At 67.5% G+C, this 17,366-nt stretch carries 18 protein-coding genes; 11 read left to right on the forward strand and 7 right to left on the reverse strand.

Annotation, left to right across the window (positions count from 1 at the left end):
- Position 1: 1 nt before the first annotated feature.
- The 5 genes from WEF05_05095 to WEF05_05115 are packed head-to-tail and all read right to left on the reverse strand — an operon-like array spanning position 2 to position 3,198.
- Positions 2 to 736 (reverse strand): Rieske 2Fe-2S domain-containing protein, encoded by a 735-nt coding sequence (locus WEF05_05095; protein MEX1101270.1) that lies wholly within the window; start codon positions 734 to 736, stop codon positions 2 to 4.
- Positions 733 to 1,572 carry a menaquinol-cytochrome c reductase cytochrome b subunit gene (locus WEF05_05100; GenBank protein ID MEX1101271.1) on the reverse strand — a complete coding sequence of 280 codons (840 nt, stop codon included), beginning with the start codon at positions 1,570 to 1,572 and terminating at the stop codon, positions 733 to 735. The genes WEF05_05095 and WEF05_05100 overlap by 4 nt, the downstream gene beginning before the upstream one ends.
- Before the next feature lie 12 nt (positions 1,573 to 1,584).
- Positions 1,585 to 2,355 carry a cytochrome b N-terminal domain-containing protein gene (locus WEF05_05105; protein MEX1101272.1) on the reverse strand — a complete coding sequence of 257 codons (771 nt, stop codon included), beginning with the start codon at positions 2,353 to 2,355 and terminating at the stop codon, positions 1,585 to 1,587.
- Positions 2,356 to 2,408: 53 nt separating this feature from the next.
- Positions 2,409 to 2,804: a 4Fe-4S binding protein gene (locus WEF05_05110; protein MEX1101273.1), complete on the reverse strand. Its 396-nt coding sequence runs from the start codon at positions 2,802 to 2,804 to the stop codon at positions 2,409 to 2,411.
- A gap of 13 nt (positions 2,805 to 2,817) precedes the next feature.
- Positions 2,818 to 3,198: a hypothetical protein gene (locus WEF05_05115; protein MEX1101274.1), complete on the reverse strand. Its 381-nt coding sequence runs from the start codon at positions 3,196 to 3,198 to the stop codon at positions 2,818 to 2,820.
- A gap of 199 nt (positions 3,199 to 3,397) precedes the next feature.
- Here WEF05_05115 and WEF05_05120 point away from each other — a divergent pair, with 199 nt between their 5' ends.
- From WEF05_05120 to WEF05_05165, 10 genes are all read left to right on the forward strand, one after another.
- Positions 3,398 to 4,192 (forward strand): cytochrome c biogenesis protein CcdA, encoded by a 795-nt coding sequence (locus tag WEF05_05120; protein MEX1101275.1) that lies wholly within the window; start codon positions 3,398 to 3,400, stop codon positions 4,190 to 4,192.
- A 68-nt stretch (positions 4,193 to 4,260) separates the two neighbouring features.
- Complete coding sequence (locus tag WEF05_05125) at positions 4,261 to 5,880, forward strand: cytochrome c biogenesis protein ResB (protein ID MEX1101276.1); 1,620 nt, start codon at positions 4,261 to 4,263, stop codon at positions 5,878 to 5,880.
- Positions 5,877 to 6,836: a c-type cytochrome biogenesis protein CcsB gene (gene ccsB / locus WEF05_05130; GenBank protein MEX1101277.1), complete on the forward strand. Its 960-nt coding sequence runs from the start codon at positions 5,877 to 5,879 to the stop codon at positions 6,834 to 6,836. Before WEF05_05125 ends, ccsB begins: the two co-directional genes overlap by 4 nt.
- Before the next feature lie 112 nt (positions 6,837 to 6,948).
- Positions 6,949 to 8,103, forward strand: coding sequence for a cytochrome c oxidase subunit II (gene coxB / locus WEF05_05135; protein MEX1101278.1), 1,155 nt, complete (start codon positions 6,949 to 6,951; stop codon positions 8,101 to 8,103).
- Between the two features lie 25 nt (positions 8,104 to 8,128).
- Positions 8,129 to 10,024 (forward strand): cytochrome c oxidase subunit I, encoded by a 1,896-nt coding sequence (gene ctaD, locus WEF05_05140; protein MEX1101279.1) that lies wholly within the window; start codon positions 8,129 to 8,131, stop codon positions 10,022 to 10,024.
- A 1-nt stretch (position 10,025) separates the two neighbouring features.
- The gene (locus tag WEF05_05145) at positions 10,026 to 10,649 is read left to right on the forward strand and encodes a heme-copper oxidase subunit III (GenBank protein ID MEX1101280.1); all 624 of its coding nucleotides are present in this window, start codon (positions 10,026 to 10,028) and stop codon (positions 10,647 to 10,649) included.
- 1 nt (position 10,650) lies between these two features.
- Positions 10,651 to 11,016: a cytochrome C oxidase subunit IV family protein gene (locus WEF05_05150; GenBank protein MEX1101281.1), complete on the forward strand. Its 366-nt coding sequence runs from the start codon at positions 10,651 to 10,653 to the stop codon at positions 11,014 to 11,016.
- 2 nt (positions 11,017 to 11,018) lie between these two features.
- The gene (locus WEF05_05155) at positions 11,019 to 11,873 is read left to right on the forward strand and encodes a cytochrome c oxidase assembly protein (protein ID MEX1101282.1); all 855 of its coding nucleotides are present in this window, start codon (positions 11,019 to 11,021) and stop codon (positions 11,871 to 11,873) included.
- Positions 11,870 to 12,946: a cupredoxin domain-containing protein gene (locus WEF05_05160; GenBank protein ID MEX1101283.1), complete on the forward strand. Its 1,077-nt coding sequence runs from the start codon at positions 11,870 to 11,872 to the stop codon at positions 12,944 to 12,946. Before WEF05_05155 ends, WEF05_05160 begins: the two co-directional genes overlap by 4 nt.
- Positions 12,947 to 12,993: 47 nt before the next feature.
- A complete protein-coding gene (locus tag WEF05_05165) occupies positions 12,994 to 13,530 on the forward strand; it encodes a TlpA disulfide reductase family protein (protein MEX1101284.1) in 537 nt (178 codons plus the stop codon).
- Positions 13,531 to 13,848: 318 nt separating this feature from the next.
- Here the strand turns inward: WEF05_05165 and WEF05_05170 are convergent, their stop codons facing one another.
- Entirely contained in the window at positions 13,849 to 14,439 is a 591-nt protein-coding gene (locus WEF05_05170; protein ID MEX1101285.1) for a hypothetical protein, read from the reverse strand.
- Positions 14,440 to 14,465: 26 nt separating this feature from the next.
- On the opposite strand from WEF05_05170, the gene WEF05_05175 reads away from it, so the two are divergent.
- Entirely contained in the window at positions 14,466 to 15,368 is a 903-nt protein-coding gene (locus WEF05_05175) for a nucleotidyl transferase AbiEii/AbiGii toxin family protein (protein ID MEX1101286.1), read from the forward strand.
- Between the two features lie 87 nt (positions 15,369 to 15,455).
- Here WEF05_05175 and WEF05_05180 read toward each other — a convergent pair whose 3' ends face one another.
- Entirely contained in the window at positions 15,456 to 17,297 is a 1,842-nt protein-coding gene (locus tag WEF05_05180) for a heme o synthase (protein ID MEX1101287.1), read from the reverse strand.
- Between the last annotated feature and the right edge of the window lie 69 nt (positions 17,298 to 17,366).

Raw genomic sequence — 17,366 nt, forward strand, 5'->3', positions numbered from 1 at the left:
CTCAGCCCGAAGCCACGCAGAAGCTGCCCTGCGGGGGCTCGTTGATCGTGTCGGTGCCTCGGGCGGGACCCAGGATCACCACGGACGTGTCGACGAGCACGTTCCCCGAACCGTCGATCTCGATCGCGAACCGGTCCATCCCGCGCGGTGCGGGGCCGAGCTTGTACTCGCCGGCCTCGTTGTACTTCGACCCGTGACACGGGCACTCGAACCACTGCGAGGTCTGGCAGAACGGCACGCGGCAGCCGAGGTGGACGCAGCGTTGGTACAGGGGCATGACACCCTGCGCCGCGAGCCCGTCGGTTTCGTAGTCGATGTCGCCCGTCGGTGTTCCCTCGTAGGGCACGACGTAGAAGCGGCCTGCACCGACGTAGAACGGCTGCTCGGTCGAGCCGATCTCGCTCTTGATGTCGTCCACGTTGCCGGCATTGATCACCGATCCGAACCCGCCCTGGAGGTTCGGCCACAGGAACGCGATCGTTCCCGCTCCGAACTGGACCCCGAACAGGCCCAGCGAAACCAGCAGCGAGCGCCGGAAGAAGTCGCGCCGCGAGACCGGCTTGGGCGCCTTCGGAGCTTCCTCGCCACCCACGCCGGCCGCAGCAAGTTGCGTCTGGGCTCGTTGTTGGCGCCGGGCGCGCATGAACGAGAGACCGAAGAAGATCGCGAACAGATCGATCACGATTACGGCGATGATCGCCGCGATGAAGCCGCTGGAGACCGCGAGACGGATCACAGTTCGAAGAACACCCCCTGGGCCCACGGCCAGACCCAGTTGTAGCCCGGGCCGCGGAAGAACGAGCCGATGATCGTGAGCGTGGCGCCGAAGACGAACAGGACGGTGAACAGCGTGATCGCGATCTTGCGGTCGCCGGGCTTGTTGCTGGGGTTGCGGTCGACGAACGGGACCGCGGCGAGTCCGACGAGGATGAACGTGGGGATCGTGATGCCCGCGACGAGCGGATGGAAATAGCGCAGGAGCTCCTGCAGGCCGAGGAAGTACCAGGGCGCTTTCGAAGGGTTCGGGGTGAGGTTCGGGTTCGCGACCTCGCGCAGCGGGGCGTTGAGGAAGGTCGAGAAGATCACCAGCGCCGCGAACAGGACCATCATCGCGACGAACTCCTCGATCAGCAGGTGGGGGAACACGTTGATGCGGTCGCCCTGTTCCCGCTCGACGCGCTGGATCCCCTCCGGCGGGACGAGGGCGAGCAGCCGATGCTTGTCCTGGACCCCCTTCTTGGGCTGGGGGACGTTGCCGGTCGGCGCGGGTGCGACCCGGGCGGGCTCGGTGACGACCGCGGCGCCCGCGGGAGCACCTGCGGGCGCGGCCGCCCCGACGGCGGCGGGTTGCGCGGCGGGCGTGCCGCCGTTGCCGGTGGGGGCCGGCGCCTGCGCCGCCGGAGCGGCAGCGGCCGGTGCCGGCTGTTCCTCGCCGTGTGCCTTGCGGTAGGCGCGCACCGCGGCCGAGCGCGCACGGCCCTCGGCGACGCGCCGGTCCGTGCCCTTGGCGAGCTCGGCCTCGAGCGTCGTGTCGAACGTTTCCTGATCGAGTGGGGTGTCTTCGCGTGCCATCTGCGTCGCTCCTTACAGCGGCCCGGAGATCCCGCCGTCCTTACGGATCCGCCAGAAGTGGACCGAGAGGAACAGCACCAACACGAACGGCAGCGCCAGCACATGGAGCACGTACCAACGCAACAGGGTTTCGGGGCCCACCACCGCCCCGCCGAGCAGCAGGAAGTTCGCCTGCTTCGCGATGAAGGGGGAGTAGGCCGCGAGCGAGGTGCCGACGGTGACCGCCCAGATCGCGAGCTGGTCCCACGGAAGCAGGTACCCGGTGAACGACAGGCCCAGCGTGAGGAACAGCAGGATCACGCCCACGACCCAGTTGAACTCACGCGGCGGCTTGTAGGCCCCCGTGTAGAACACGCGCGCCATGTGCAGCGTCACCGAAAAGACCATCAGGTGCGCGCCCCATCGGTGGAGGTTGCGGACGAGGTCGCCGAAGAACACCGTCGTGCGGATGTTCTGCATGTCGGTATAGGCCTGCGCGGCGCCGAGCCCGGCCGACGGCCGGTAGAAGAACATCAGGAAGATGCCGGTGATCGTCAGCACGACGAACAGGAAGAACGACAACCCGCCCAGGCAGAAGGTGTAGGTCAGCTTCAGTCCGTGCCGCTTCATCTTCGTGGGATGCAGGTGGTACAGGACGTTGTTCATCGTCGCGAGCGCACGGTCGCGCGACGTGTCTTTGTAGCCCTTCCGGAACAACGAGCCCGGCCGGAACATCGACTTCCACACCTCGGTGTCCCGGACGCGGTCCATGACCTCCAAGGGCTTCGGTGGCTTCAGCTTCACCCGGTCTCCCTAGATTCCCTGACTCGTTGCCCTGCAGGACTTCACGCCAGCTTTCACGCTTGGGCCCGCTGTGACGTCGGCACGGCGGCCATCTCGCGCTTGCCGGCGGAGTCCTCCGGCAGGCGCGCATAGTACAGCGTGTCGGTGGGGCAGCGGTCGACGCAGACCGAACACCGGGTGCAGGCGTTGTCGTCGAGGACGAAGATCGCGGTCGCCGCCCCGACCTCTGCGTCGACCGAGTCGTCGCCGGCGTCCTCGACGATCGACGGCGACAGCATGTAGATGCAGTTCCACGGACAGACGTCTTCGCACGCACGACACAGGATGCAGTTGTCGGGGTCGAGCATCAGGTGCTTGGGCGACTTGACCCCCTGCTTCAGCCACTCGGGATCCACCGCCTCGACGGTGTAGTCCTCCCGGATGTCGACCTCGGTTTTCGTGAAGGGCATGTCGTCTCGCTCCTTACCGGTAACTGCCGGTGGGTCGCGTATCGGTCTGCCCGCGCAGCTTGCGTCGCCAGTTCTGCAGGATCGCAGCACCGACGAGGATCGTGATCAGGGGGCCGGTGGACAGTCCCATCGCGACCGCGTCGCGCGCGAGGGGCTGCCAGCGTCCGTCACCGGACTGGCCGTCCCAGCCGAGGGTCTGCTCGGCGAAGTACATCCAGAACGAGGGGATCACGGCCATCGAGATCCAGATGAAGAACGTGAGGAACAAGGAGAACAGCACGGCGTTCGTCCAGGTCCACTCGAACTCCTTGAGCTTCGCTTCGAGGGCCAGCTTGCGCGGCTCGACGCGTTGCATCATGCGCTCGCGCCGGCTCTGCGTCGTGACCTCGCTCATGCTGAAGACCCCACCTCGTCGGAAACCGACCGGAGTATAGCCTCGCCACCTCGCCGTGAGCACGGTCCGGGCACGAGCGCGAGGTTCGTGAAATCCTTCACAAGCACCGTCCCCAGTCTGCGACACCGGGCGGCCCACTCGCAACCCAGCGGTCCCGCGCCGGACGGGTGATCCGGGGCCGCGCACCTACACTCCGAGCGTGAGCCTCGGTCTGGCAGCGGACTTCGTGGAGAGCGGCCTGGCGTCCTGGTGGGCGCCGGCGCTCGCGTTCGCTGCCGGCGTCGTCTCGTTCGCGTCGCCATGCGTGTTCCCACTGGTTCCCGGCTACCTGTCGTTCGTCTCCGGTGGCGTCGAGGAGGGAGCCTCCGGGAAGCGCGCCGTCGCTCCGATCGCGCTGTTCATCGCGGGGTTCGCGACGGTGTTCACCCTGCTCGGGGCCTTCTCGGCGACGTTCATCCGGCTGTTCCGCTCCCCCGAGACGATCGAGATCTTCGGGATCGACACGCACGTGAGCGGCCAGCAGCTGCTGGGCGTGGTGATCCTCGCCTTCGGCCTCCTGCTCGTGTTCTACGCATTGCGGGTGCGCTTCCCGGCGCTGTACGCGGAACGGAGACCGTTGCTGAGCAAGGTGAAACCGGGTCCGGCGTGGGCGTTCCCGCTCGGCGTCGCGTTCGGCGCCGGATGGACACCGTGCATCGGCCCCGTGCTCGGCGGTGTGCTCACGCTCTCCGCCGCCCAAGAGGGAGGGTCGGCCCGCGGGGCGCTGCTGCTGTTCGTGTACTCGCTCGGACTCGGGCTGCCGTTCCTGTTGATCGGTCTGGGGATCCGCCGGCTGATGGGCGCGCTGGACTTCGTGAAGCGCAACTACCACTGGTTCGCGGGCAGCGCCGGCGTCGTGATGATCGCGATCGGGCTGTTGATCGTCACGAACCAGTGGGCTCGGGTGCTCGCTCCCGTGCTCGACGACATCCAGGGGTTCAACCCGCCTCTCTAGGAGCGGGGTGGCAGGGGTGGGTCGGCGCGTCGTCGCGCGGGCAACTCCCTAGGATGTCGGCGGTACCCATGGCCTCCTCCGCCCCCTCGACCGTGCCGACGCTGCGCCGATCCGTCGCGATGGTCTGGCGCTCCCTCCGGTCGATGCGCACCGCGCTGATCCTGCTGCTGATCCTCGCGCTCGCGGCGGTGGCCGGCTCGTTCGTCGCTCAGCGCCCGAACTCACCCCTGCGGGTCGCACAGGAGTTCCGCGACCATCCGCTGCGGGCGCGCATCTTCGACGCCCTCGGGCTGTTCGATGTGTTCGGGTCGTGGTGGTTCACGCTCGTCTACACCCTGTTGCTGATCTCGTTGGGTGCGTGCCTGATCCCCCGGACCCGCGCGATGATCCGCAACCTTCGCGCGAGGCCCCAGCCGGCGCGCGAGCTCGATGGGTTCCGTCACTACGCCGAGGTGCCGGTCGCCGGCGGGCCGGACGCGGCCGCTGACCGAGCCCAGAGGGTCCTGCGGCGAAGGTGGTTCCGGGTCCAACGGGCCGGCGATCAACCCGCGGTCGCCGCCGACAAAGGTCTGGCGCGCGAGGCCGGGAGCCTGCTGTTCCATTGGTCGTTCTTCCTGGTGATGATCGGGATCGTGCTCGGTAAGGGGACCGGCTTCACGGGGTTCGCGGTGATCACCGAGGGGCAGTGCTGGGTCGAGGCCGAGGCGAACTACGACGGGAACCTGCGCGTCGGTCGCTACTTCGGCGGCGATCACACCGGCGCCCGGATCTGCGTCGAGGACTTCGAGGACACCTACCGGACGAGTGGGATCCCGATGGACTTCGTCACGAGCGCGACGCTCACGAGCGGCGACGGTCAGGTCACGACGACCCACGACATCCGGCTCAACGACCCCGGCTCGGTCGACGGGTTGAACCTGTACCAGTTCGCGTTCGGATGGGCGCCGGAGGTGACCGTGCGCCGGGGCGACCGCGTGATCGCGGACGGGCCGATCCAGTTCGAGCGCGACCCAGTCCCCGACGGTGTGAGCGAGCTCGCGGTGCCCTGGCACGGTGCGCTCCGGCTGCCCACCCTCGATCCTCAGGAGGGTGTCCAGTTCTCCCTGTGGCCGAGCCTCGATGCGTTCCTCGCCTTCCAGGAGACCCGCGAGCCGAACGTGATGATGACCGGCGCCCGGAACCCAGTGATGCTCTACGACCGCTACATCGGCGACCTGTCGTCGGAGCTGCGGCCTTCGTTCAGCGAGGTCGACACGCGCGGGTTGCGACCGGCCGGTGGCGGGGTGATCGGCGAGGGGCAGGTCGTGTCCCTGGAGACCGGGAAGGCACTACGGGGCAAGGAGCTCGAGCGGGCCGAGACCGAAGGCGAGCTCACGATGACCTTCGGCGGTGTCCGCCAGTACACCGTGCTGCAGGTGAGCCGCGACCGAGGCCTGTGGGTCATGCTCGCGGCGGCTATCCTCATCCTGGTGGGCCTGCTCCCCGCGCTCTACACCGCGCGCCGCAAGGTCTGGGTGCGGGCCGAGCCCGCGGCGGCGGGCAGCGTTCTGAAGGTCGGAGGGTTCGCGCTGCAGCGCACGAGTCAGTTCTCGGAGGAGTTCGAGCGTCTGGTCGACGACCTGCGGGGCGGCGCCGGTGACGATGCGGCCCCGGGGAGCGATCGGGCCGAGCGAGTGGGGGCGAGATGACGACCGAGCAGTGGGTCCGGATCTCGAACGACACGTTCAACGTCGCGCTGCTGGGCTACGTCGGGGCGATGGTGGGCTACTTCTACTCCCTCGCGTTCCGCAAGCTCACCGTCTGGCGGGTGGCGAGCACGGTCACCTGGATCGCGCTCGCGGCGCACGCGGTCTCGATCGCGACACGCGGGGTGGCCGCCGACCGCGTGCCGTGGGGAAACCTCTACGAGTTCTCGTCGTTGCTCGCGTGGCTCGTCGTTGCGGCGTACCTGGTGATCGTCGAATGGCGTCACAAGGTCCGAACCCTGGGAGGGTTCGCGCTCGCCTTCTCGGTGCTGACGATGGCGATCGCGGTCTCGTTCTTCTACGTCGGGCCGGCGCCCCTGGTCCCGGCGCTCAACTCTTATTGGATCCGGATCCACGTCGTCGCGGTGATCCTCGGCTCCGCGCTGCTCGCGCTGGGCGGAGGCGTGCTCACCGGCCTCTATCTCTTCCAGGACCGGCGGGAGCGCCGGCGCGCCGAGCTCGCGCCGCCGCCGATCGCCGGAGGTGCGACCGACCTTCAGTCGGCCTCGAGCGACCCGGACGCGCCGCCCGACCTCGTGTCGGACGAGCTCGCATCGGGACCGGTCCCGCGACGGGGCCTGCTGCCCCCGGCCGCAACACTCGATCGCCTGGCCTACAGGACGATCGCGTTCGCGTTCCCGATCTACACCTTCGCGGTGATCGCGGGCGCGATCTGGGCGCAGGAGGCGTGGGGTCGCTACTGGGGATGGGACCCGAAGGAGACCTGGTCGTTCATCGTCTGGGTCGTCTACGCCGGGTACCTGCACGCGCGCTCGACCGCGGGCTGGCGGGGGCGGCGCGCGGCCGTGATCGCCCTGATCGGGTTCGGTGCGCTGATGGTGAACTACTACGTCGTGAACACCGTGATCGACGGGTTGCACAGCTACAGCGGGGTGTGACCCACGTGACGGATGCCTGCCTGAGCTACGGTGGTATCGTGCGCGGGATTCCGGCCCGGACCCGGGCGTGTGAAGCGGCCCACGCGGCCGTTCGATCGCAGATCGTGGAGGCGTGACGCAGGTGCGGAACAAGGTCCGTCGGGTCCCGAGAGCGGCGTGGATCACCCTCGGCGTGGCGCTCGTCGTCGTGGTGCTGGCCGCGTGCGCCCCGGACAACCAGCAGGACTCCCTGAACCCCAAGGGGCCGTACGCCGAGAAGATCGACACGCTGTTCCAGCCCGTGTTCTGGATCGCGGTGGGTGTGTTCGTGCTCGTCGAGGGCGGCATCCTGGCGATCTCGATCAAGTACCGGCATCGCAAGAACGCGGCCGCGAAGCTGCCGCCGCAGGTCCACGGGAACACGAGGCTCGAGATCGGGTGGACGATCCTGCCCGCTCTCGTCCTCGCCGTGATCGCGGTGCCGACCGTGACGACGATCTTCGAGCTAGCCCGCGAGCCCGCCGACCCGAACACGATCAACGTGAGCGTCTACGGCCACCAATGGTGGTGGGAGTTCGACTACACCGACCCCGAGATCGGCTTCAGCGACACCGTGCCGCTGAAGACCGCGAACGATCTCGTGATCCCCGTGGACACGCCCGTGTATGTGACGTTGCAGGCCGAGGGCGGCCTGATCACGGGCGACAACCCCGACTACGAGGTGATCCACTCGTTCTGGGTTCCCGAGCTCGCCGGCAAGCAGGACGTGATCCCCAGCCGGGAGAACCACGTCACAATCCAGGCGGACGAACCCGGCGTCTACAAAGGTCAGTGTCTCGAGTTCTGTGGCCTGTCGCACGCGAACATGCGGTTCCAGGTGATCGCGATGACGCAGGAGGACTTCGACCGGTGGGTCGCCGATCAGCGCGCGGACGCGGTGGATCCCGCGACGGGCTCGCCGGAGGAACAAGGGCAGCAGCTGTTCGACGGCGGTCTCGGAGAGCAGAGCGGCGGGCAGTGCATCGCCTGTCACACGATCCAGGGCGTGAACAGCGAGGCGGGAGAGGCGGCGTTGAACGTCGCGCCGAACCTGACGCACTTCGCGAGCCGCGACTGCTTCGCGGGCTGCATGTTCTCGCGGGACGGCGATCCGGAGGCCTACCGAGCCGATCTCGAGGAATGGCTGCGGAACCCGCTGGAGGCCAAGCCCGGTTCGAAGATGCCGGACTACAACCTCAGCGAGGACGATATCGACGCGTTAACCGACTACCTGCTGTCGTTGGAATGAGAGGGGGACCGAGCAGATGGCGAGCGTGACCGTACCCGCGAAGCAGACCGGCCTGCTGCGGCGTCCCCGCGCGTCGACGGGGTTCTGGTCGTGGATCACCACGGTCGATCACAAGCGGATCGGGATCCTCTACGGCATCACGGCGTTCGCCTTCTTCCTGATCGGCGGCGTCGAGGCGTTGCTGATCCGCGTGCAGCTCGCCCAGCCGGAAGCGACGTTGCTGAACGCCGACCAGTACAACCAGGTGTTCACGATGCACGGCATCACGATGATCTTCCTCGTCGTGATGCCGATGTCGTCGGCGTTCTTCAACTACCTGATCCCGCTGATGATCGGCGCGCGCGACGTCGCGTTCCCGCGACTGAACGCCTACAGCTTCTGGGCGTTCCTGTTCGGCGGGCTGTTCATCTACTCGAGCTTCTTCCTCGGCGGCGCGCCGAACGGTGGCTGGTTCGGCTACCCACCGAACAGCGTCACCGATCCGACCGTGGGCATGACCTTCTACGCGGTCGGCCTGATCATCACGGGGATCGCCTCGACCGTCGGCGCGGTGAACCTCGCGGTGACGGTGCTGAACATGCGTGCCCCCGGCATGTCGTTCTTCCGTATGCCCCCGTTCGTGTGGATGGGACTCGTCACGCAGTTCCTCCTGGTCTTCTCGTTGCCGATCATCACGGTGGCGCTGTTCCAGCTGCTGTTCGACCGGCGGTTCGGGACGGTGTTCTACAGCCCCGATGCCGGCGGTGATCCGCTGCTGTGGCAGCACCTGTTCTGGCTGTTCGGCCACCCGGAGGTCTACATCTTGATCTTGCCCGCGTTCGGGATCATCTCCGACATCCTCCCGGTCTTCGCGCGCAAGCCGCTGTTCGGCTACCAGTTCGTGGTGTTCTCGGGCATCGCGATCGGGTTCATCGGGTTCGGCGTGTGGGCCCACCACATGTTCGCGACGGGGATGGGACCGGTGGCGAACACTGCCTTCGGCATCTCGACGATGATCATCGCGATCCCCACGGGGGTGAAGATCTTCAACTGGATGGGCACGATCTGGAAGGGCGACATCCGTTTCGCGAGTCCGATGCTGTTCGCCCTCGGAGCCGTCGCGATGTTCGTGATCGGCGGCCTGTCGGGCGTGATGCACTCGGTCGTGCCGGCGGACTACCAGCAGACCGACACCTACTTCGTCGTCGCGCACTTCCACTACGTGATCTTCGGCGGCTCGATCTTCGCGCTGTTCGGCGCGATGTACTTCTGGTGGCCGAAGGTGTTCGGACGGATGCTCAGTGAACGGGTCGGCAAGGTGCAGTTCTGGTTCCTGCTGGTCGGGTTCAACCTCGCGTTCGGGCCGATGCACATCCTCGGACTGCAGGGGATGAGCCGGCGGATCTACACCTACGCCGAGTCGCTCAACCTCACGGCGTGGAACCAGGCGTCGACGATCGGCGCGTTCATCATCGCGGTGTCGGTCGCGATCTTCCTCGTCAGCGCGATCGCCTCGTTCCGCAGGCCCAAAGAGATGAGCAACGACCCCTGGGACGCGCGCACCCTGGAGTGGTCCACGACCTCGCCCCCGCCCGAGTACAACTTCGCGAAGACCCCGGTCGTCACCCACCTGGACGACTTCTGGCACAAGAAGTACGTCGAGACCGAGGACGGCGAGTACGTGCCGGTGCCGGCGGGTGGCGCGCCCGTGCACGACCCCGGCCACGGCGAAGGCGACGGCGATGACGTGCCCCACGACGTCCACCTGCCCTCGCCCTCGTACTACCCGATCCTGTCCGCGCTCGGACTGCCGGTGCTCGGCTACGGGATCGTGTTCGAGGGTGTCTGGTGGCTGGCTCCGCTCGGTGCGGTGATCCTGATCGTGCCGCTGTTCGCCTGGGCGCTCGAGCCGGCCGTCGAACCCTCGGCGGAGGAGCACTGACATGGACCAGCCGATCCACACCTCGATCGACACCGACTACCCGGTCCACGACGAGACCTCCACGGGCTTGCCGAACACCAAGCTCGCGATGTGGATCTTCCTCGCCTCCGAGTGCCTGCTGTTCGGCGCGCTGATCGCGACCTATGTGCTGTACCGGGGCGCGAGCATCGAGGGTCCGTTCCCCGGCGACATCTTCGACATCCCGTACACGTCGATCAGCGCGTTCGTCCTGCTCGCGAGCTCGCTCACGATGGTGCTCGCGCTCGCGGCGAAGCAACGCGACGACGAGGGACAGATGCGACTGTGGCTGCTCACCACGGCGATGCTCGGGATGGTCTTCGTCGGAGGGCAGATCTATGAGTTCACCTTGTTCACCCGTGAGGGGCTCACCTTGTCGACCAACCTGTTCGGCAGCTCGTTCTTCGTGCTCACCGGCTTCCACGGCGTTCATGTGACGGTCGGCATCTTGATGTTGCTGACGCTCGTCGGCTTCTCGTACGCGCGACAGCTTCCCGGCGAGCGCGGCGAGCTGTCCGTCGAGATGGTCGGCTTGTACTGGCACTTCGTCGACATCGTCTGGATCGTTATCTTCACGGTCGTCTACCTGATCCCGACGGGGGAGTGACGTGAGCGAGACCGAGACGCAGGCCGGGCTCGAGGAGGACCGCGTCACCGACGCGCCGTACCGGCCGCACACGCCGCACGCGGCACACCCGAGCCCGAAGGAGTACGTACGGATCGCTCTCGTGCTCGCCGTGATCACGATGGCGGAGGTCTCGACGTACTACCTCGAGCCGCCGCGCACGCTGCTGATCATCATCCTGTTCGCCTTCACGGTCATCAAGTTCGCCCTCGTCGCGCTGTGGTTCATGCACCTGAAGTTCGACAGCAAGACGTATTCGCGCTTCTTCCTGATGGGCCTGGCCCTCGCGGTCACGCTGTACCTGATCGTGCTGCTGACGTTCACCCAGATCGTGACGTTCACGAGGTAGCGATGGATCCTCTCCCTCCGTTCCACATGCACCTGGACGTGTTCCTCCTGCTGGGGAGCGTGCTCGCGTTCTACCTGGTCGCGATCCGCGCGCACGGACGGTCGGGCGCCGCGGCGCGTGATCCGGCGGGCGAGGGAACGACCCGGCGCAAGGTCGTGCTGTTCTCGGCGGGGATGTTCGTCCTGCTGGTGGGATCCACCTGGCCGTTGCACGACCTCGCGGAGGACTACCTGTACTCGATGCACATGCTGCAGCACTTCCTGTTCACGCTCGTGGCGGCGCCCCTGCTGCTGGCGGGGACGCCGGCGTGGATGCTCCGCACGCTGCTGAAGCCGGCGCCGCTGATGGGTGCGGTGCGGTTCGTGACGCGGCCGCTGATCGCGATCGCCGTCTACAACGCGGTGCTGCTGTTCACCCACTGGCCGGCGATCGTCGAGGCGTCGGTCGGCTCCGAGCTGCTCCACTTCTCCCTGCATGTGCTCGTGCTCGGATCGGCGCTCGTGATGTGGTGGCCGGTCGTCTCGCCGTTGCCCGAGCTCCCCCCGCTGCCGCGGCCGGCTCAGATGATCTACCTGTTCATCAACTCGCTCGCGCCGACGATCCCGGCGTCGTTCCTGACCTTCGGGCGCGAGCCGCTCTACGAGGTGTACGCGACGTTCCCCCGGATCTGGGGGATCGACGTGCTGAACGACCAGCTGATCGCCGGCCTGCTGATGAAGATCGGCGGCGGGCTGCTGATGTGGGGTGTGCTCGCCGCGGTGTTCTTCGCGTGGTTCGCTCAGGAGCAGCGCGAGGGTTGGGACGCCCTTCAGTGGAGGAACTTCGAGTCCAGGATGCGAATCGAGATGAGGCGATGAACGACACGGAACCGACCCCGAGATCCTCCCGCGACCGGTTGCTGCTGCCGATCCTGTTGCCGCTGGGGATCCTCGCGGCGATGGCGATCGTGATGATCCTGTTCGCGCAGATCCTGCTGAACACCTCGGCCTCGGCCGCGACCGTCGTGGCCTTGGTCGTCTCGGTCGCGATCCTGACCGTCGCCGGGATCGCTGCCACGCGCGGACGGGTCGGGACGTCGGCTCTGGGATCGCTGTTCGGGATCGTGGCCGGTGTCGCGATGATCTCCGGTGCGATCGCGCTCGTCGTCGCTCAGCCCGGTGAGCACGGCGAGGAGGGCGAGGGCAAGGAGGCGTTCGCCGCGACACTGGTCGCCGGGCCGAACGCCAGCACCGATGGCTTCGCCAGCGACGAACTGACCTTCGCCTCCGACGTCCCGGTGGACCTCGAGTTCACGAACGAGGAGACCGGCGTCCCGCACGACGTCGTGATCTTCGACAGCCCTGACGGACCCGAAGGGGCGACGCTGTTCGACGGTTTGGAGCTCAGCGAGGGCTCCACGACCTACCGCATCGAACCGCTCCGGGAGGGCACGTACTTCTTCCACTGCAGCATCCACCCGAGCACGATGACCGGAACGCTGACCGTCGAGCAGAACGCATCCACCGGTGGCGAGCTCGAGCAGACGATCGTCGCGCAGAACCTCCAGTTCGACGCCGACGAGCTGCGGTTCCGGCCGGAAACCCCGTCGACCCTCGTGTTCGACAACGAGGACGCGGGGATCCAGCACAACGTGTCGATCTACGGCGACGACTCACTCGCCGAGGTGCTGTTCCAGGGGGAGATCTTCCCGGGGGTCGCCCAGCAGCCGTACGCGATCCCCGCGTTGCCGGACGGGGAGTACTACTTCCACTGCGACGTCCATCCCGACATGGCCGGGCAGGTGGTGGTCGCGGCAGGGGGCGGTGGAGGCGAAGGAGGAGGCTCCGGCGCAGGCGAGGGATCCGGCCAGGAGCCGCCGGCCGACGACGAGGTCGCGCCCGACGGAGACGACGCCCCTCCGGGTGAGCCCCAGGAGCAGGAGACCGGCTGAGCCCGTCCGCTGCTTCGCGCCGGTCGGTCGTTGCTAGCGTGAGGACCGTGCGAAGCACCCGTTCCGTCTCCGTGGCGATCGTGTTCCTGGTCGTGCTCCTGATCGCCGCGTCGTGCACCGGGGACGAGCAGCCGATCGGGAAACCGGTGGCCGTCGACGGACCCCTCCCCGCGGTCGAGGGCAAGGAGCTTCCCGACGGTGAGTTCGCGCCCGCCGACTACGAAGGCTCGGTGACCGTCGTCAACTTCTGGGCGACCTGGTGCGTTCCGTGTCGTAACGAGCAGCCGGTGCTGCAGGACATCTGGGAAACGTACCGGGGCAGAGGCGTGACGTTCATCGGTGTGAACCACCGTGACGACCCGGCGGCTGCGAGCGAATGGCTCCGGGAGTACGACGTGACCTACCCGAGCGTGCTCGACGAGGATGGCGCTTACGCGGCGGAGTTCGGTTTCACCGGCTTGCCCGCGACCTTCATCGCCGATGCCGATGGGCAACTTCGTTTCGCCTTCTTCGGGGAGGTCAAGGAGGCCGAGGACCTCACCCGTGTGATCGACGAAGTGCTGACCGAACCGACCGCCACATGAGAGCGACGTCCCGCAACACGCTGGTGGATCGTGAACCTCGAAACCCAGGGGAGGTCAGGTCGATCGGCCTGCGTCAGTGCTGACCCTGGGACCAACCCTACTGCGATTACCGCCAGGGTTGACGCATATTGGAGTACTGAATGACGGCCAGTGCTTCAATACCGGCCGCTTTTGGCGTATAATGCAGCTATGTTGCACGACACCACCCTTTCACGCCTAGCCGACCTAGCCGCTGACCAGTGGGGACTGGTCACCAGACGCCAGGTGGAGCGTGCCGGCATCGCGCCCAGGACCCTCGACCGGCTCAGCTCGAAAGACTCACTCCTCGAGCGCGTCGCCCACGGCGTATATCGGCTTACCACGGCCCCGATCCCAGACCACATGACCCTGCGCGCCGCCTGGCTCCAACTGGCCCCCGACATTCCAGCGTGGGAGCGAACGCCGTCCCAGGGAGTCGTATCCTATCGATCCGCCGCCCGGCTCTATGGTTTGGGCGACCTTCCTGCTGACCGCCACGAGTTCACGGTTGTCGGACGGAAACAGTCTCGCCGGGCGGACGTGCGTCTCCATGTCCGCAGCCTTACCCAGGATGAATGGGTGGCGGTAGGCGGCATGCCAGTGACTCGCCCCTCGCGGATAGCCTCCGACCTGCTCTTCGAGAGGGAGGATCCCTCGGCCGTTGCCCGCATCGTTGCCGATGCTCTCCGCAGCATCCTCGACTACCCGGGCCATTTCGGAAAGGCGCTTGCGCCACACGCGGCGCGATTCGGCCTGCGACGAGGTGACGGCGTCGGGATGCTCGGCTGGCTCCTTGACCTTGTTGACGATCCCGAGAAGGCGCGGTGGCTGCAGGAAGCGCGGATGAGCGGCGCCACCGGTGACGAAGGTGAGTCCAACGGGCGGGACCATGCGGGATCCGAGAGCACAAGGAGGCGGTGAGCCTGAGCCAACAGAGGTCCTATGGCAGTCCAGCGGCCTTCCGCAGGGCCCTCACCGACCGGCTCCGTACGAAGGCAGAGACGAGCCGGTGGACGCTCTCCCAACTCCAGCGGCAGATCGCCTATGATCGACTTCTGGAGCGGCTCTACCTCCACGACAACGCTTGGATCGTGAAGGGTGCTACAGCGCTGCTCGCGCGCGATATCGGTGTGCGGGGCAGCTTGGATGTAGACGTTTACCGCGAAGCGCTGCGCGAGGTGGCTGAGGCGGAGCTTCGGCAAGCGGCCACCCAGGACATCGGAGACTGGTTCCGCTTCGAGATCGCCGTAGCGCTTCCGGTGGTCGAGGGCACATCCGGGGTGCGGATTCCCGTGCGAGCGTACGTTGGCGCCACGGTTTGGGCAGAGTTCCACATCGATCTGGTCGGATCCGACCTCCGGATGACCGGCGAACCTGAGGTGGTCCCGCCATTGGTGCGCATCGTCATGCCCGATATCGAGCAGCACGGCTACTACGCATATCCACTCGTCGATCACGTGGCGGACAAGGTGTGCGCGATCCCAGAACCCCACGGCGAGGCAGGACACCCCTCAACTCGGTACCGTGACCTGGTCGACCTCGTGGCCATCGGAACCGCAGCATCGGTGGAGGCGGAGGCTCAGTTGAGCGCGGTCGGCTCGGAGGCCAAGCGGCGCGACCTTGCTCTGCCAAGACGCTTCGATGTCCCCGATCGGGCGTTGTGGGAGCCTGGCTACGCCGCGGAGGCGGGACGTTCCCTGCTCCCGATCGCCCTGACGCTGGACGAAGCCCTCACCGTCGTCCGTCCCTTCCTGGACCCGCTGCTCGACAGCACGGCAGCGGGAGCGTGGGACCCCACGAGGGGAACCTGGTCCACCTAGGCCACCGGAGCCCTCCCCGGTGTCCGACTCGGGGGAGAGGTCACCCGAGAAGTTGACGTCTCGTCTGGCCCGACACCCGACTACCCATCAGGTGACGGCGGGAAGCATCGCGCCGTCGACGGCGACCGCGGCGAACAGCAGCGCGAGGTAGACGATCGAGTACTTGAACAGCCCCATCGCGAGCTTCGGTTCCGGGGTCGTCGAGCTGCCACGGAACAGCTGCAGCGCACGCCAGACGAAGACGCCGCCGAGGATCACCGCGGTCGCCACGTACACCGGCCCCATGCTGCCGAACGGCACGAGCAACAGCGTCGTGGCGAACAGCACGAGCGAATAGAGCAGGATCTGCTTACGTGTCTCGGCCGGCCCGCGCACCGAGGGGAGCATCGGGATGCCCGCCGCCGCGTAGTCGCCCGAGTAGCGCATCGCGAGCGCCCAGAAGTGCGGCGGGGTCCACACGAACACGATCGCGAACAGGATCCACGCGGGCAGCGCGACCGTGCCGGTGACCGCGGCCCACCCCACGAGCGCCGGAGCCGCACCCGCCGCGCCCCCGATCACGATGTTCTGCGTCGAGGTGCGCTTGAGCCACATCGTGTAGACGAAGACGTAGAAAGCGATCGCGGCGAGCGCGAGGGAAGCCGCCAGCACGTTGACCGTGCTCCCGAGGAACAGGAACGAGATCGCACCGAGCACGAAGCCGAACGTGAGAGCGGCCTGGGGCGTCACCTGGTGTGCCGGCAGCGGCCGGGAGCGCGTCCGGCGCATGATCTCGTCGATGTCCCGGTCGATGTAGCAGTTGATCGCGTTCGCGGACCCGGCCGCGATCGCCCCGCCGAGCACGGTCGCAGCGATCAGCCACAACGACGGGATCCCGCGGTCGGCGAGGATCATCGCCGGCACGGTCGTGATCAGCAGCAGCACGATGATCCGCGGTTTCGTGAGCCGCCAGTAGGCCGTGACCGTGTTCCGCCAGCTCCGGTCGCCTGCGGTGTCGACCGCGTGCTCGGGGCCCTCGACGGCGAGCAGGTCGAGCCGCCGCGAGGACGACCACAGAGCGACGAGCAGGGCCCAGATCATCGCCGAGAGCGCGACGTGCGCGGTGACCGACCAGGCCTCGAGCCGGCTCCAGATCTGCGCGGCGCCGATCAGCACCTGCGCCACGAACAGGACCGCGACCAGCGTCGAGAGGCGCACGCGCACCGCCGAGCGGACCGGAGCGTTCCTCGCGCGGACGAACACCCACAGCACCGAGGCCCCGGCCAGCAGCGCGGAGATCCGGTGCGCGAACATCGCGGCGCCCGGACCGTCGAACGGCGTCGGGAACAGCTTGCCGTCCATCAGTGGCCAGTCGGTGAACGCGAGCCCGCTGTTGCTGGCGCGCACGAAGGTTCCGACCAGCAGAAGCAACGCCGTCGCGATCGCGGCGGCGGCGGCCGCGCGGGTGAACCCGGCGTCGGGGGCGTCCTCCACGGGACGGCGTTCGGGCTCGTCCAGGGTGATCGCGTTCACGGCGGCGATCGTCACCGCCGTGACGAGGGCCGTGCCGATGATGAAGTGCGTCGCGACGAGCTGCAGGTTGAGCTCGAACACGACGACGAGCGCGCCGAGTCCTGCCTGCGCGAGCAACAGCGGAGCCGCGATCACCGTCGGCCACAGCAGCGCGGGCGTGCTCCGGCGCCGCGACGACCGCAGCACGGCGATCAGCTGGATCGCGAGCAGCACACCGACGATGCCGGCGAGCCCGCGGTGCGAGGACTCGATCAGCGCCTCGGCGTCGCCGAGGGCGGGGAGCACCGACGCGTCGTGGCACTGGGGCCAGGTTGAGCACCCGAGCCCGGAACCGGTACCCCGAACCAGCCCACCGACGGCGAACAAGGTCACCGTGGCGGCGGCGGTACCGAGCGTCAGCTTCTGGAATCGGTTCACGTGGTGGTGGTCCCCTCGTCGCGCGGCCAGCATATCGCCGCCCGACGCGCGCGATTCGGTCAGCTACCG

It is taken from the genome of Actinomycetota bacterium (assembly GCA_040881665.1).
Taxonomy (GTDB): domain Bacteria; phylum Actinomycetota; class UBA4738; order UBA4738; family HRBIN12; genus JBBDWR01.

Bases quoted from the DNA above. Each gene is read 5' to 3' on its own strand.
- WEF05_05145 (MEX1101280.1), top strand. From the start codon at position 10,026: ATGGACCAGCCGATCCACACCTCGATCGACACCGACTACCCGGTCCAC.
- WEF05_05160 (MEX1101283.1), top strand. From the start codon at position 11,870: ATGAACGACACGGAACCGACCCCGAGATCCTCCCGCGACCGGTTGCTG.
- WEF05_05100 (MEX1101271.1), bottom strand. From the start codon at position 1,572: ATGGCACGCGAAGACACCCCACTCGATCAGGAAACGTTCGACACGACG.
- ccsB (MEX1101277.1), top strand. From the start codon at position 5,877: ATGACGACCGAGCAGTGGGTCCGGATCTCGAACGACACGTTCAACGTC.
- WEF05_05155 (MEX1101282.1), top strand. From the start codon at position 11,019: ATGGATCCTCTCCCTCCGTTCCACATGCACCTGGACGTGTTCCTCCTG.
- WEF05_05115 (MEX1101274.1), bottom strand. From the start codon at position 3,198: ATGAGCGAGGTCACGACGCAGAGCCGGCGCGAGCGCATGATGCAACGC.
- WEF05_05110 (MEX1101273.1), bottom strand. From the start codon at position 2,804: ATGCCCTTCACGAAAACCGAGGTCGACATCCGGGAGGACTACACCGTC.
- WEF05_05170 (MEX1101285.1), bottom strand. From the start codon at position 14,439: ATGGTCCCGCCCGTTGGACTCACCTTCGTCACCGGTGGCGCCGCTCAT.
- WEF05_05125 (MEX1101276.1), top strand. From the start codon at position 4,261: ATGGCCTCCTCCGCCCCCTCGACCGTGCCGACGCTGCGCCGATCCGTC.